The 14815-nt window shown below is 66.6% G+C and carries 10 protein-coding genes, 1 rRNA gene and 1 pseudogene; 9 read left to right on the top strand and 3 right to left on the bottom strand.

Annotation, left to right across the window (positions count from 1 at the left end; genetic code table 11):
- The 8 genes from rrf to EWV37_RS03545 all read left to right on the top strand — a co-directional run.
- Positions 1-89 (top strand): 5S ribosomal RNA (gene rrf, locus EWV37_RS03580); the annotation flags it as partial.
- Positions 90-407: 318 nt separating this feature from the next.
- Complete coding sequence (locus EWV37_RS03575; protein WP_129699843.1) at positions 408-1964, top strand: alpha/beta hydrolase fold domain-containing protein; 1557 nt, start codon at positions 408-410, stop codon at positions 1962-1964.
- Positions 1965-2006: 42 nt separating this feature from the next.
- Positions 2007-3047, top strand: a complete 1041-nt coding sequence (locus EWV37_RS03570) for an alcohol dehydrogenase catalytic domain-containing protein (RefSeq protein ID WP_202976176.1) — start codon at positions 2007-2009, stop codon at positions 3045-3047.
- Between the two features lie 16 nt (positions 3048-3063).
- The gene (locus tag EWV37_RS15535) at positions 3064-3219 is read left to right on the top strand and encodes a hypothetical protein (RefSeq protein WP_202976175.1); all 156 of its coding nucleotides are present in this window, start codon (positions 3064-3066) and stop codon (positions 3217-3219) included.
- Positions 3220-3248: 29 nt separating this feature from the next.
- Positions 3249-4433 carry an epoxide hydrolase family protein gene (locus EWV37_RS03565; protein WP_129699840.1) on the top strand — a complete coding sequence of 395 codons (1185 nt, stop codon included), beginning with the start codon at positions 3249-3251 and terminating at the stop codon, positions 4431-4433.
- Positions 4434-5000: 567 nt separating this feature from the next.
- Positions 5001-6137, top strand: a complete 1137-nt coding sequence (galT, locus tag EWV37_RS03555) for a galactose-1-phosphate uridylyltransferase (protein ID WP_129699838.1) — start codon at positions 5001-5003, stop codon at positions 6135-6137.
- Complete coding sequence (gene galK, locus EWV37_RS03550; RefSeq protein ID WP_129699835.1) at positions 6134-7372, top strand: galactokinase; 1239 nt, start codon at positions 6134-6136, stop codon at positions 7370-7372. The genes galT and galK overlap by 4 nt, the downstream gene beginning before the upstream one ends.
- On the top strand, positions 7369-8280 hold the full coding sequence (locus EWV37_RS03545; RefSeq protein WP_129699833.1) for an aldose epimerase family protein: 912 nt from the start codon (positions 7369-7371) through the stop codon (positions 8278-8280). The genes galK and EWV37_RS03545 overlap by 4 nt, the downstream gene beginning before the upstream one ends.
- Positions 8281-8313: 33 nt before the next feature.
- Here EWV37_RS03545 and EWV37_RS03540 read toward each other — a convergent pair whose 3' ends face one another.
- Together EWV37_RS03540 and EWV37_RS03535 are read right to left on the bottom strand one after the other, a co-directional pair.
- Positions 8314-9708 carry an MFS transporter gene (locus tag EWV37_RS03540; RefSeq protein WP_129699831.1) on the bottom strand — a complete coding sequence of 465 codons (1395 nt, stop codon included), beginning with the start codon at positions 9706-9708 and terminating at the stop codon, positions 8314-8316.
- 35 nt (positions 9709-9743) lie between these two features.
- Positions 9744-12809: a glycoside hydrolase family 2 TIM barrel-domain containing protein gene (locus tag EWV37_RS03535; RefSeq protein ID WP_129699829.1), complete on the bottom strand. Its 3066-nt coding sequence runs from the start codon at positions 12807-12809 to the stop codon at positions 9744-9746.
- A gap of 375 nt (positions 12810-13184) precedes the next feature.
- Here EWV37_RS03535 and EWV37_RS03530 point away from each other — a divergent pair, with 375 nt between their 5' ends.
- Positions 13185-14183, top strand: coding sequence for a LacI family DNA-binding transcriptional regulator (locus EWV37_RS03530; protein ID WP_238663039.1), 999 nt, complete (start codon positions 13185-13187; stop codon positions 14181-14183).
- A gap of 98 nt (positions 14184-14281) precedes the next feature.
- Here EWV37_RS03530 and EWV37_RS03525 read toward each other — a convergent pair.
- Positions 14282-14728: pseudogene (locus EWV37_RS03525) on the bottom strand (NAD-dependent epimerase/dehydratase family protein); the annotation flags it as partial.
- Positions 14729-14815 lie beyond the last annotated feature (87 nt).

The raw sequence follows: 14815 nt of genomic DNA, 5'->3' as shown, positions 1-14815 counted from the left end.
CCGGTCCCATCTCGAACCCGGAAGCTAAGACCCACAGCGCTGATGGTACTGCACTCGGGAGGGTGTGGGAGAGTAAGTCACCGCCGAAATCAACGTACACAGGGCAGCGGGCGACACCAATATGGTGGCCCCCGCTGCCCTGTACTCATTTAACACACCGTGGTTACTGCAGCCAGTGTCGGTGGTCTCGCTACGGTGAGGTCACCGACACTGGCTTTTCTTATCCCCACCACCAGCTTTCACCACCCGCCCCCATCACACGAACACACCCGTGAGGGGTTGTAGCCCGTCAGTAAGTGCGCTTAGGGTGAAGGCTGTCAGCTACTCGCGGAGTGGCTACCGCCCGGGGAAACGTTCGTGTTGCGCTCGATAGAATTGCCCCGCGTCAATTATGAGGAGCATTCTTCATGGCCCTGAATTACCCCGCCCAGCCCGGCGACATCGACCACCTGATTGCGGACGACCACACCGTGGTGGACCGGTTGTTCCAGCACTTGGAGGCGGGCCGCGGGGATCGCCGTGTCCTGACGGACCAGATCATTGTCGAGCTGTCCACGCACACCGTGGCCGAGGAAGTGGTGATGTATCCGCTGTGGCGCACGCTGGGGATGGACGAGTTCGACGACGACGCCCGGCAGGAGCACGGCGACATGAAAGAGCTGCTGGCCACCCTCAGCAAGACCGATCCCGGGGAGGACGAGTTCGAAAAGGCCCTGTCCGAGCTAATTGAAGTGACCCGCCACCACGTGGAGGACGAGGAGCAGGAGGAGATGCCTGCGTTCCGCGACAAGGTGGGCGCGGACAAGTTGGCCGAGCTGGGCAAACAGGTCCTGGCCGCTAAACGTCAGGCGCCGCCTGCGCCTCACCCGCACGCCCCGGACGAGGGCAAGATCGAGCGGGCGGTGGGCGCACTGGCCAAGCCGGTGGACGCGGCCAAGGCCGCGGTGACGGGCAAGAACAAGCACCTGGCCACCGATGCCTCCGGACTGCTGGACCCGCAGGCTCAGGCCCTCGTGGACGCCTACTCCGAGCTGACGCCGCGCCCGTCGGAAATCTTGGAGCCGGCCGAGGCCCGCAAGCAACCGGCCCTCGGCGACGGACTCAAGAAGGTCATGCGGGACCGGGGCATCGAGTACCCCGAACCGGTGGACTCGGTGAAAGACGTGCAGATCCCTGACGGCGCCGGTGGCGAACAGACCTTGCGCGTGTTCACCCCGGCGAACGCCGCGGAGGGGACCCAGCCGATCATCCTGTGGATCCACGGCGGTGGGTGGGTGCTCTTCGACGAGGACTCCTACGACTCCTCGTGCCGCGGCCTGGCGAACAAGACCGGGGCGATCGTGGTGTCCCCGCACTACCGCTTGGCCCCGGAGTACGTGTTCCCCGCCGCGCACGACGACGTCCTGACCGCCTGGCGCTGGACCGCCGCCAATGCCGCACAACTGGGCGGGGACCCCTCCCGGATGGCCATTGGCGGGGAGTCCGCGGGCGGGACCATGGCTGCGGCCACCACCCTGCAGTTGGTTCAGGCCGGGGAACCGCTGCCGGCGGCCCAGGTGTGCGCGTACCCGCTGACCACGGCGGAGCCGCATGGGGAGTCCATGACCAGCGAGGCCGACGGGCGACCGCTGAGGCTGCCTCTGCTGTCCTGGATGGCCATGTACGCCTTCGAGGGGGTGCCCGAGGCGGCCACGGATCCAAGGATCGACCTGTTGAACTGGCCCCGGGAGTCCCTGGCCTCAATGCCCCCCACCCTGGTGATCACGTGCGAGCGTGACATCCTGCGTGATCAGGGACAAGAGTTTGCGGCCAACCTGGAAGCTGCGGGGGTGCCCACCACCTCCTCCCATTACCAGGGCGTGATGCATGAATTCTTCGGCGCCGCCCCGGTGCTGGACAAGGCCGAACAGGCGCAGCGGGAAACCGCCGAGCACTTCGGTGCCGCCGTCGCACCCGGCCGCTGACCCGCCCTGCACGATCACCGCTACAGCTGAGGAGCGTCACTGGTGAAAGCACTGGTATGGCACGGCGAGGGGGACATCCGCCTGGACACCGTGGCTGACCCCACGATCCAGGAACCCACCGACGCAATCGTTCGCATCACCTGCAGCGCCATCTGCGGCACGGACCTGCACTTCATCCGCGGGACCATGGCGGGCATGAAAGAGGGCACCATCCTGGGCCACGAAGCGGTGGGCGTGGTGGAGGAGGTCGGTTCCGCCGTGCGCGGGCTCTCCTGCGGGGACCGGGTGATCGCGTGTTCCACCATGTCCTGCGGGGTGTGCCGGTACTGCAGGATGGGGCAGACCGCTCAGTGCGACGTCGCCAATCCCAACGGCCCCCAGGCCGGAACGAGCTTTTTCGGTGGCCCCGCGCCCACCGGGCCGGTCGACGGCCTGCAAGCTGAGTACGCTCGCGTCCCGTGGGCCTCCAATACGCTGATTCCGCTGCCGGACAACGTCTCCGACGACCAGGCGATCCTGCTCTCGGACATCTACCCCACCGCGTGGTTCGGCGCGGAACTGGCCGGTGTCCGCCGCGGTGACACGGTGGCCGTGTACGAGGCCGGGGCCGTGGGACAGCTCGCCATTGCCGCCGCGTACCAACAGGGCGCGGGCCGGGTGTGGGCGATCGACGGCGTCGAGTCCCGCCTGGACAAGGCCCGCGGGCAGAACGCGGAGGTCATCAACTTCAACGGGGAGGACCCGGTGGAGGCCCTGATGGACGCCACCCTGGGCGTGGGTGTGGACGCCGTGATCGAGGCCGTGGGGGTGGATTCCCAGCGACCCGCTCACGGGCCCGCCGCGAGCGCGGGTGAGCAGCAGGCGGAGGAGTTCGCCGCCGAGGTGGCGCAGGTGGCGCCCAAGACCAACGTGCAGGGTGAGAACTGGGTCCCCCCCCAACGCCCCTTCGCAGTCGTCCCAGTGGGCCGTGGAGTCGGTGGCCAAGTACGGCCGGATCGGGATCATCGGGGTGTTCTCCCCCGATCTGACGTCCTTCTCCATTGGGGCTGCCACCAACAAGAACCTCACCCTGCGCTCCGGTAACTGCGACCACCGGTCCGTGACGCCGCCGCTGGTGGAGCGGGTGGCCGCCGGGATCTTCGATCCCACGCCGTTCGTCACCCAGCACGAGCCGATCACCGACGTCGTGGACGCCTACCTGCATTTCGACCGCCGCGACGAAGGCTGGCTCAAGACGGTCCTGCACACCCAGTGATGTCCGGAAACCCACAGAGGAGATCGCCCATGACCGCACCGCAACCGTTCACCGTGGAGGTGCCCCAGCGGGTCCTCGACGGGATCCGCGAGAAGGTTCGGGCCTACGAGTGGCCGCGCACGCCGTCGATCGCCCCGGACGAGGATCCGTGGACCTACGGCACGGACCCCGCCTGGTTACGGGAACTGTGCCGGTACTGGACGGAGCAGTTCGACTGGAGGGCGGCCGAGGCCGAGCTTAACCGCTTCCCACAGTTCACCGCTCAGGTGGACGGGCAGAGCATCCACTTCCTGCACGTGAGGGCCTCCGCGCCGGGTGCCCCCACCGTGGTGCTCACCCACGGCTGGCCGGGTTCCGTGTACGAGTTCTACGGCGTGATCGAGCGGCTGACCCGCCCCGAGAACCACGGCGGGAACGCCGCTCACGGCGTGAATGTGGTGGTGCCGTCACTGCCCGGTTACGGCTTCTCGGGCGCGCCGGACCGCCCGATCGGGCCGCGTCGCGTGGCGCAGCTGTGGGACCGGCTGCTGCGGGAGGTTCTGGGGTACGAGACGTACATTGCCCAGGGCGGGGACTGGGGTGCGATGGTGTCCGGGTGGTTGGCGTTCGAGCATTCGACAAGCAACCGCGGCGGGTGCCGCGCGCTGCACCTGAACATGCTGGGTCTGCAACCGGCCGGCGGCCCGCAGACCGATGAGGAGAAGGCCTGGCAGCAACGGATGCGGACCCTCATGGCCGCCGAGAGCGGCTACATGCATGAGCAGTCCACCAAACCGGTGTCCCTGTCCTACGCCATGGCCGACAGTCCCGTGGGGGCGGCCGCGTGGATCCTGGAGAAGTTCAATACCTGGGCGGACACCACCGCGGAAGGGCAAGTAGACCACATCGAGAACGTGTTCAGCAGGGACCAACTACTGACCAACGTGATGATGTACCTGGTCACCGGCAGCTTCGGCACCGCCACGTGGCTGTATCGCGGCGCCGCCGGCGAGGACTCACGCCGGATGCCCGACGGCGCCCGTGTGAGCGTTCCCACGGCGGTCGCGAACTTCCCGGGCGAGTTCATGCCCTGGCCCCCGCGCAGCCTGGTGGAACGCGGGTACAACGTGGTGCGGTGGTCGGACATGGACCGCGGCGGCCACTTCGCCGCGTTCGAGGAGCCGGAGGTCTTCGCCAACGATCTCCTGGAGTTCGCGCGCCAGGTGCGGGACTGAGCGCGCCGCATGATCGTGTGGTGAACCATCCGGCCCCAGGGGAGGGGAGCCGTGCCCGCTCATCACTTTTATGACGGCACCGTTAGGTGGGCCGGTAATCACGGCGCAGGGACCGGGTCGTACACCTTTTACGGCCGGGAACATCAAGTCCATGCCCCGGGCGTCGTCGTACTGGACTACGAGGACCACGCGATGGGAACCATGGCCGTTGCCGCCAGTGGCGAGGGTGAGTTTGCGCGCGTCATGCTCAGGCCACGGGTGACCATCACTGCTGACAGCGACCGCGCGCGGCGTTGACGTTGCACGAGGGTGTGAGTAAGTACTGCTTCATCGCCCGGTCGGTGAAGTTCCTTGCGAAAAACGAAGCAGAGATTGCAGTAAACACCTCGACAACTGGCCCGGGAGCCGTAAGATGAACGCGCCGTTGTTGGGGGCTGCTGCACGCTTAGGTGACAGTCTGACCGGACTCCATAACGCCGGGGGAGAGAATGCAAGTCTCCCGCATTAATAGTGTTTGCGTTATCATATCTCGTAGAGAACAGTCCCGCACCCGAACGGAGTCATCCGATGAGCACCTCGACTGCCCCCGGCCGGCCAGGATTCGAGCATCGGACCCATCACCTGGCCGATGGTCGGGAGGCGATCTTCTTCGCCGATCGCGGGTCGTCCGTGATCGAGCATGTGCACGATACTCGGCCGTTGGATCAGCGCGCCGGCCACGGTCAGCTGCGCTACGACCGGCTGACAGGGGAGTGGGTGGCTGTGGCAGCCCACCGTCAGACCAGGACCTATCTGCCGCCGGCGGATCAGTGCCCCTTGTGCCCATCCACCGGCGGAAGGGAATCGGAGATCCCTGCTGAGGATTACCACGTGGTGGTCTTCGAGAACCGCTTCCCGTCCCTAGGGCCAGACGTCGGCCAGCTTCCCACCCCCAGCAGCAGCGCTGAGGAGGAGCCGCTCTGGGGGGACCCGTCGCCGGCTTGGGGCCGCTGTGAGGTCGTGGTCTTCACCCCTGAGCACCGTGGGTCCTTCGCAGACCTGCCCGACGAACGTGCACGGACAGTAGTGGAGGCCTGGGCCCAGCGGACGGAAGCGCTTTCTGCGACTCCGGGCATCCGTCACGTCTTCCCCTTCGAGAACCGCGGCGAGCAGATCGGTGTGACTCTTCACCACCCGCATGGTCAGATCTATGCGTATTCCTACGCTGCGCCGCACGCAGCCAGACTCGCTGCACGTTCTCGTCACCACATGGACGAGACCGGTCGGGCGCTCATGGGCGAGTTGCTGCGAGCCGAGGCCGAGGCCGGAGACCGCATGGTGTTGGAAGGTGACCACTTCTCGGCATATGTTCCCTTTGCCGCGCGTTGGCCTCTCGAGGTCCACCTGGTCCCTCATCGGCAGGTGCCGGACCTTGCTGCCCTCGACGACAGGGAGCGCGACGAGCTCGCGCTGCTGTACCGCGATCTGCTGCGAAGGGTGGACCGTCTCTACAGCACCCCTACGCCGTACATCGCGGCGTGGCATCAGGCTCCCGTGAATGCTGTGGATCGGGAGGCCGGTTGGTTGCACCTGCAGCTGACCAGCCCGCGGCGCGCGGAGGACAAGCTGAAATTCCTGGCCGGTTCGGAAGCGGGCATGGGCGCCTTCATCAACGACGTTACTGCCGAGCAGACCGCTCAGCGCCTCCGGGAGGCGGGAGCATGATCAATGAACCGCACAGCGGAGCAGAGGACCGGGACCTCGTGCATCGCGTCCAGCAGGTGACTCGACGCTTCACCGAGGTCTTCGGAGCAGAGCCCGATGGCGTGTGGCGCGCTCCTGGGCGGGTGAATCTAATCGGAGAGCACACCGACTACAATCACGGCTTCGTGCTGCCCTTGGCAATCGGACACTCGGCACTCGTCGCCGTCCGGCTCCATCACCCCAATGAGCCGGAGTCCGAACGGGTGCGTGCGGCCTCAACCTTCTCCCCCGGAGGAGGCGGCGTCTCCCGGGCAGCCTTCGACGTGGCATCTCTCACGGCGGGCTCGGTCACAGGCTGGGGAGCGTACATCGCGGGCGTGGTGTACGCGCTGTCCCGCTCAGGGGCAGCGGATGTGCCGGGCTTCGACTTGCTGCTTGACTCGACCGTCCCCGTGGGAGCAGGACTGTCTTCTTCACACGCGATGGAGGTGGCCACGATCGTGGCCCTCGACGACCTGCTCGGGCTCGGTCTGTCACCTCAGCAAAAGGCACTCCTGACGCAACAAGCGGAGAACGACTTCATCGGAGTCCCGACCGGGATCATGGACCAGTCCGCCTCCTTGATGGGGCGCGAGGGATCCGCCCTCTTCCTGGACTGCCGCTCTCTGGAGTCTCGCGCCGTGCCTCTGCCCCTTCAGGAACACGGACTGCGCCTGCTGGTGATGGACACCCGGGCCGCGCACTCCCTTGCTGACGGGGAATATGCCAAGCGGCGGGCATCTTGCGAGCTCGCGGCACGCACGCTGGGCAGGGACAGTCTGCGCGACGTCGCCCTGGAAGAGATCGAGGCTGGACCGGACGGCAGCTTCGGTGGGCTCCTCGATCCGAAGACCACCCGTCGCGCTCGGCACGTCGTCACGGAGAACGGGCGGGTGCTCCGAGCCGTGGAACTGCTGGAACGCGGGGATTTCATCGCGGTGGGCGAGCTGCTCAACGCCTCTCACACCTCGCTGCGCGAGGACTTCGAGGTCTCCTGTGCCGAGCTGGACTCCGCAGTGGAGGCCGCCCGGGCGGCCGGTGCGCTCGGTGCGCGGATGACCGGTGGTGGCTTCGGGGGATCGGCTATCGCGCTGATCCACCAGGAGGATGAGCAGACAGTGCGGACCGGGGTGCTCGATGCCTTCGAGCGCAGCGGATTCTGTGCGCCTCAGCTCTTCACCGTGCTGCCCTCCGCCGGTGCCGACCGCGGCGCATGAGCGCGTCTGAGGTCACTAACGAGGTCCTGCTGCGTCGGGGGCGGGTGGCCGCGGTCGTCGATCCGTCGACCGCAGCGCTGTGCCGGGTGGAGGACTCCGGTCGTCCGCTGATGGCAGCGCGGCAACCGGGAGTCGCCTATGACGACTACCGAGGTGCGGTGTGTGCACCCTGGCCGAACCGGCTGGGCGGGGGACGCTACGAGTTCGCCGGACGGTGGCACCAGCTGCCGCTCAACGACACCGCCCACGGGGCTGCGCTGCACGGGCTGACGGAGTACGGCTGGTGGCGGATCGTTCACCGGGACGAGTTCTCCGTGGAGCTGACGCAAGATGTGCGCACAGAACCTGGCTATCCCTTCGACGTGGAGGTTACGGCCCGCTACGCGGTCGACGAGCACGGGCTGCAGGCACAGATCACCGCGCGCAACCTCGGTGCGGAGAGCGCGCCCTACGGCAGCTGTCCTCACCCCTATTTGGTGGCCGGTCCCGGCATGGCCGATGATTGGCGGCTGGAGCTCCCGGCCCGGACCCGTCTGGAGGTCAGCCCGGCCACGCGCCTGCCGGTCGAGTCGGTGCCCGTGCCCGGCACCCCCTTCGACTTCCGCACCTCGCGGAGCCTGGCCGGCGCAGAGCTGGACCACGCCTTCACCGACGTCGCCCACGACGCCGAGGGCTGGTGCACGGCGCGCCTGTGGTCAACCGTCGGACAGGGCGTGGAGCTCAGCTGGCACGGGAGTGCTCGATGGGTGCAGGTCTACACCGGGGACTCCATGAACGGCGGACCGCGAGCGGCTGTGGCCATCGAGCCCATGGACTGCCCGCCGGACGCCTTCCGCAGGGGACAGGACCTGGTGCACCTGGCCCCGGGCAGCACACACCGGCTGCAGTGGCGCCTTCGCGCTCTCTGACGGCGGCACCATGACGACGAGGCTGGCTCGGGATCAGACCTGCTGCTCCAGCTCCTCCCGCAACCTCCGGTTGACCCGCTCGACATCGAGCTTGCGCAGCAGCACCAGAATCACCACGTTGAAGGCCGCGGGAAGCCACAGATACATCACATGCAGCATGGTGATAACTGAGTCCGGCTGCACGTCGGCCATGCCGTCGTACTGCGCCCAGGCCAGCAGCCAGCCAGCCAGCGCGGTGCCCAAGCCGCCGCCGACCTTCACGCCCAGCGAAGTGGCCGAGTACAGGGTGCCGTCGATGCGCTGCTTGGTGCGCAGATAGGTGTACTCGGAAGCCTCGGCGATCAGAGCGTTCAGCGTGCCTTGCAGCGGGGCCATGCCCAGCGAGGCGACGGCCGTGAAGAGGAGCATCAGCGGCACAGACTCGGCGTAGCCGGCCGCGATCACGCCCACGCGGCCCAGCACGGCGATCACGTAGCCCCACAGGTTCACCCCGTACATGGCGCCCACGCGCTTGACGATCAGCGGGGTGACAGCCAGTGCCACGACCAGCGGGCCGTTCAGCGCCAGGGCGAAGGTGCCCAGCAGACCGGGATCCCCCAGCACATAGGTCATGAAGAAGATGCCGGTGGTGTTCACCATGGCCGAGAACAATTGCATCAGGATGAAGACGGCCAGGATCAGCAGGTAGTACTTGTTGGTCACCAGCAGCCGGGCCGCGCTGCTCGGGGAGTAGTGCTCCATCTGCAGATTCATCGCCTGGGTGGGGGCCTCCTGGTCCGGCCGGTCCATCAGGTCTCTGGCGCGCAACTCGCGCACCGAGAGCACCGACAGGGAATTCACCGCCAAGCCCACGACCGCATAGACGATGGCCATGGTGCGCCAGCCCTCGGCGCCCCCTCCAAACGATTCCACGGCGCCGATGGTGATTGCCTGGATCAGGAGGTTGGTGGCGAAGGCGAACATAAAGCGGATCGAACCCATCTGCACACGCTCGGCGCCGTTCTTGGTGATCAGCGCGGTCAGCGCCGAGTAGGCGATGTTGTTCGCGGTGTAGAACACCGAGTTGAGCAGAACGTATGCCACGAAGAACCAGGCGTACTGCGCGAATTCACCTATCTGCGTTGGGATGGCGAACAGCGCGATCAGGGTGATCGCGCAGCCGAAGTAGCCCCAGAACATCCAGGGGCGGGCTTTACCCATGCGGGACTTCGTCTTGTCCACCAGCGCGCCGAACACGACGTCGGTGATGCCGTCGAGCACCCTGGCCAGCAGCATCAGTGTGCCCACGATGCCCGGGTTCAGCCCCACCGTGTCGGTGAGATAGACCAGCATGAACGCCGAGAGCAGGACGTAGACCACGTTCCCGGCAATGTCTCCTGAGCCGTAGCCCAACTTGTTGTACCACTTCAGGTACGTCTTCTCCTGCACAGCTGCACCTCGTCGTATCTCGTGCGGACGAGCAGTCACTCGTCGATGGTGGGGATGAGGGTGATCTTGAAGTCCAGCTCCTCCTGGCTGATCCGGAACTGCGGGTCTAGCGCCGGTCCGCAGCTGTTCGAGCCGATGCCCGCCTGCGCTGCGTCCAGGCACAGCACAGTGTGCCCACTGCGCTGCAGCTCCACGTTGTGGGCCCGGGCGGTGAGTTCCTCCTGGCTATAGGGAGAGGCGCTGAAGGAGAACCGCTCCGGTCCCACAGCCGTGAGCCCCAGCCCCGCTCCGCGGACCGAGACGATCTCGCAGTCGTCATGGCTGCCGTTCTCCTGCGGGCGCAGATAGTCCTGGTGCAGCTCGTCCACGTGCGCGCTGAAGGTTGAGTGCCAGCCTGCGTGCCGCTTGTCCCGATAACTCTCCAACGGGCCGATACCGTAGTAATCGACCCGGCTCATGCTCTCCGGCAGCCACAGCCGCAGGCCGAAGCGCGGCAGGTCCGGCATCTCAGGATCCTTGTGCCCGTGGACGGACAAGCTGATGCGGCCGTCGGCGAAGAAGCTCCATGCCAGGTCCAGGCGCAGGATCGGCTGCATGGTGGGGGCCACCAGCGCGGCCTGCGCGGTCACCACGGCCGCGCCGTTGCACTGGTCGATCTGCACGTCGTAGGCGTGGACGTGAGTCATGTCGTAGCGCGCGGCCAGCCACTGACGCTTGATATTGCGGTCGTTGTCGGTGGGGGCCCGCCAGATGTTGAGCTCCGCCGGAGCGCTGAGCAGCTTACGTCCACCCGCGCTCAAGCCGTGCAGCAACCCGGTGAAGGCATCGATCCTGGCCTCGGCGTCGGGTGCGGTCACGGTGATCCATCTACCCTGACGCATCGCGGTGGGCGCGGGGTCGCGTTCAGAAAGCTCCAAGAGAGCGGCGGCTTGCCGGTGGGCGGGCCGGGCGGTGCGAAGCTCGATCTCATCGAATCCAAGCGCGTGTCCGGCGGGCAGTGCGGCGGTGGCCTCGACCATGGATGTGTGCACCCGCAGGTGGCATCGGCCGGAGTCCGGCACAGGCAGAGGCATCTCCACCTCGATCTCGGCGTGCGGAGCCAGCGGCTCCGGCAGGCTCAGAGCACCGGAGTGCACCAGGTCGCCGTCGTGATCCAGCTCGAAGCGGATCGCGATGCTGTCATCCGCCCAGGTGAAGTCCCAGTCGTTGCGCAGAATCAGCTGCCCGGCGTCCTGGTCGAAGGCCACCGCCCGCAGCGGCCGGTGCACGTTCTTGTACTCGAGCAGGCCCGGGTGCGGGGTGCGGTCCGGGGCGACCAGCCCGTCCACGCAGAAGTTGCCGTCGTGCAGGGTCTCTCCGTGGTCGCCGCCGTAGCGGTAGGTGGTGTGGCCGTCGTCGGTCTGCCCGGCGGCGATCGCATGATCGGCCCACTCCCACACAAAACCACCGCACATCTGCGGATGCTCTCGGAACAGCTGCGCGTACATGGCCAGGTCCCCGGGGCCGTTGCCCATCGCATGTGAGTACTCGACCAGCAGGTAGGGCTTGGCGGTCCCCTGGGAGAGCTCGGTCAGGATGTCCTCGCGGCTGAGGTACATCCGCGAGTCGATGTCGATGTTCGTGTAGTCGTACGGGCGCTTGCCGTCGTCATAGTAGGAGCTCTCGTAATGGGTCAGACGCGTGGGGTCGTAGCGCTTGGTCCATTCCAGGGCCCTTTCGAAGGTCACCCCGTACGCACCCTCATTGCCGGCCGACCAGACGAGGATGCTGGGCCGGTTCTTCTCCCGGATCACGGACAGGCGCGAGCGGTCCAGGGTGGCCCCGACCCAGGCGGAGTCGTCCGCGATGAGCTCGTTCCAGCGCTGGACCGTGTGCTCCCAGCTGTCGTCGCGCAGATAGCGCGCCTGCGTGCCGTGGCTCTCATTGTCCGCCTCCGACATCACGTACAGTCCCAGCTCATCGCACAGCTCGTAGAACTGCGGGCAGTTGGCGTAGTGGGCGCTACGCACGGCATTGAAGCTGTGCTGCTTCATCAGCACCAGGTCCCGCCGCATGTCCTCCAGCGACACCGTGAAGCCGGTCTCGGGGTGGAAGTCGTGGCGGTTGACGCCGAGAAACGTGATCGGCGAGCCGTTCAGGAGAACGACGGCGTCCTGGACCGCGATCTCACGCAGACCCACGCGATCGGTGATGGTCTCGTCCTCTGTGACCAACTGCAGCTCATAGAGGTGCGGCGTCTCAGCGGTCCACATGCGCGGGCTCGGCACGGTCAGCTGGGCTTGGTGGGTGAACTCGTCGTCACCGGCTGTGGGAGTCAGGTCGCTCTCGTCCACGCAGCGGTCCTGATCCACTAGACGCACGCGCACTGGAGTCTCCTCACTGCGGAAGTCCGCGCGCACCGTCACGCCGGCGGAGGACGGATCCCAGGTGGTGCGCACGCTGTAGTCGCGGATGCCGTCGGCGGACCGCGAGAGCAGATAGACGTCGCGGAAGATCCCGGTCTGACGGAACTTGTCCTGATCCTCCAGATAGCTGCCGTCGCACCAAGTGAACACCAACACGGTCAGCCGATTGCCCCCGGCCTCCAGAAGCTCGGTGACGTCGAACTCAGCGGTGGCGTGGGAAACCTGGCTGTAGCCCACGTATGTGCCGTTGAGCCAGACGTAATAGCAGGAGTCCACGCCCTCAAAGACCAGGTGGGTCAGTGGCGCCTGTGGGTCCTCGTGGCGGTCGAAGTCGACGGTGTGCACGCCGCAGGGGTTGTCCCACGGCACGTGGGGTGGGTCCAGAGGGAATGGGTAGCGGACATTGATGTACTGCTGCTGGCCAATGCCCTGCATCTGCCAGGTGCCGGGGACTGTCAGCGGTACCGCGTCCGGGCTGTGGAAGTCGCGCGCGGAGAAGCCCACCGGAAGCTCCTCGGCGTTCTCGGCATGCAGCAGGCTCCAGGTGCCGTTGAGCAACTGGATGCGGTCCGAATCCTGGCGCGAGGCGGGGCCCGGGGTGATGGGGCCCGAGCTAGGCATGTAGTAGCTGCGCGGCGGCAGAGTGTTCTCATGCAGGACGGCGGGGTCCAGGTGGAGGCGGCGGGTGATCGTCATTGATGCTCCTGCCTTAGGGCGAGAGGTGGTCGCTGCCAGCAGAGAGCGGGGAGCGACCTGAGAAGGCTTGATGTGATTGCGGCCGATGTTGCTCTAAATATTTGCGTTATCACATCGGCGTAAACCTGATGATCCTATCCATTGTGAGGTGTGTCAAGGATTTTGGGAGATCAAAATGGTGACGTCACCATAAGCGTCTCGCTTCGTGCTGGCTGAAGAGGGGAAGGCTGTCAGCGGCGAGACGTACAGTAGGGGCGTCGACGCCGGGCGTGGCTGTAAGCTCGGAACTAAGGTGCCCGGAGATGAGGAGCGACGTGGTTGAGGAGCGACGTGGTTACAGGGAAATCCCGCTCTCCGCAGAGCAGGCGAGGCGGCGTGGAATGGGCGCAGAGGGCCACGGCCCGCGATGTCGCGGCGCTGTCAGGGGTTTCGGCTCAGACAGTGTCCCGTGTGGCCAACGGGGCTCAGAACGTCAAGCCGGAGACAAAGCAGCGCGTGCTCGATGCCATGGAGAAAATCGGGTACCGCCCCAATGCTGCTGCACGGTCTCTTCGATCGGGGCGCTCGGACGTCATCGGACTGGTGGCTCACCACATGGCACGGACGGGTGAGGCTCACACAGCAGAGGCCATTGCCACCGCTGCGCACGCAAGTGGCTACGCGGTCTCTTTGGCTCACTCACGGTCTGGCGGGGTGGAGGACCTGAACACGGCCCTGAACCAGCTGCGTCAGGACGTGGCCGGTCTCGTGGTGCTGGGGATGGAAGCAGAACAGATTGAGCAGCTGGTGGTGCCTCCGCACACACCCGTGGTTATCGCAGACTCCAGGGCGCTTTCACACCCCACTTTGGGCATCGACCAGGTTGGAGGGGCTGTGCTGGCCGTCGAGCACCTGCTGGGGCTGGGGCACGCCACAGTGCACTTCGTCTCCGGTCCGCAGGATTCGGTGCAGTCGCAGCTGCGCGAGAGCGGTTGGCGGCAGGCACTGCTTCGGCGGGGGGCGGCCGTGCCTGCACCGTATTCTGGAGACTGGACGCCGGCCTCCGGCTACCGAGCTGGCACCGCGCTGGCCGAGGACCCGCAGGCCACTGCGGTGTTCTGCGCCAACGACGAGATGGCCGCGGGTCTGTTGCGCGCTCTGCATGAGCGGGGTCGTCAGGTGCCGGACGAGATTTCAGTGGTCGGGTTCGACGACGTCTTGGCCGAATACCTATGGCCGCCGCTGACCAGCGTGCACCAGGGGTTCACTGAAGTGGGGGAGCGTCTGGTCGATGTTCTTCGTCGGCAGATCGAAGGGCAGTCCGCACCGGCCGGGCAGACGCTCAGTACCCCTGAATTGTCTGTGCGGGCCAGCACGGCGGCGCCAGTCCTCTAGTCGTGCCCACCGCCGAGCCCGGCCTCCTGGCGACCGCCGCCCGAATGGCACTGGTGCCAAAGCTAATGCGCGGGATGCCTTACATGCCCCTAATGGATATAGAAGTTGGCCACGGGCAGGCGCGGTTCGCTCTCCAGGAAGGGGGTATCGGGCATCTCACTCTTACCGTAGGCCTCGAAGGGGCCCAGGTAATGCTTCAACCCGGTCATCAGTGCCACGTGCTCCACCGGCGCGTGGCCCAGGGCGGTGAGCAAGTTGCGCAACATCCCGGCGTTGACCCGGATGTTTTCATCCTCGGTGTCCTGCCGCGACCACGCGGTGAAGAACACGTGGGTGGGGCGCTCCCCGGCCAGGGCCTGGGAGAGGCTGTCCTGGGATCGCAGGTCCGCGCTGATGTGCCGGGCGCTGCTGCCGGGTACTGCGGTCCGGGACAGGGCCAGCACTTCCCAGCCGTTGGCACGGGTTAGCTGGTCGGTCAGGGCGGAGCCGGCGATGCCACTGGCACCCACCACCAGGGCGGTTCGGGTGTGCGTGGGGTGGTCCATGGGGTGGTCCTCGTTTCGGTCGGGGCTTCGAGCGGGGTCCTCGGCGTCCAAAGGGGAGGCGCGACACCGCGGGCGCCGGCCACCTGT

Source organism: Kocuria carniphila (genome assembly GCF_004136555.1).
GTDB classification, from domain to species: domain Bacteria; phylum Actinomycetota; class Actinomycetes; order Actinomycetales; family Micrococcaceae; genus Kocuria; species Kocuria carniphila.
The sequence above is the reverse complement of the archived record's forward strand: the minus strand, read 5'-3'. Positions and strand labels throughout refer to the sequence as shown.

Coding starts and splice junctions, on each gene's coding strand:
- galT (WP_129699838.1), top strand. CDS start 5,001: ATGAGCACCTCGACTGCCCCCGGCCGGCCAGGATTCGAGCATCGGACC.
- EWV37_RS03575 (WP_129699843.1), top strand. CDS start 408: ATGGCCCTGAATTACCCCGCCCAGCCCGGCGACATCGACCACCTGATT.
- galK (WP_129699835.1), top strand. CDS start 6,134: ATGATCAATGAACCGCACAGCGGAGCAGAGGACCGGGACCTCGTGCAT.
- EWV37_RS03565 (WP_129699840.1), top strand. CDS start 3,249: ATGACCGCACCGCAACCGTTCACCGTGGAGGTGCCCCAGCGGGTCCTC.
- EWV37_RS03545 (WP_129699833.1), top strand. CDS start 7,369: ATGAGCGCGTCTGAGGTCACTAACGAGGTCCTGCTGCGTCGGGGGCGG.
- EWV37_RS03535 (WP_129699829.1), bottom strand. CDS start 12,809: ATGACGATCACCCGCCGCCTCCACCTGGACCCCGCCGTCCTGCATGAG.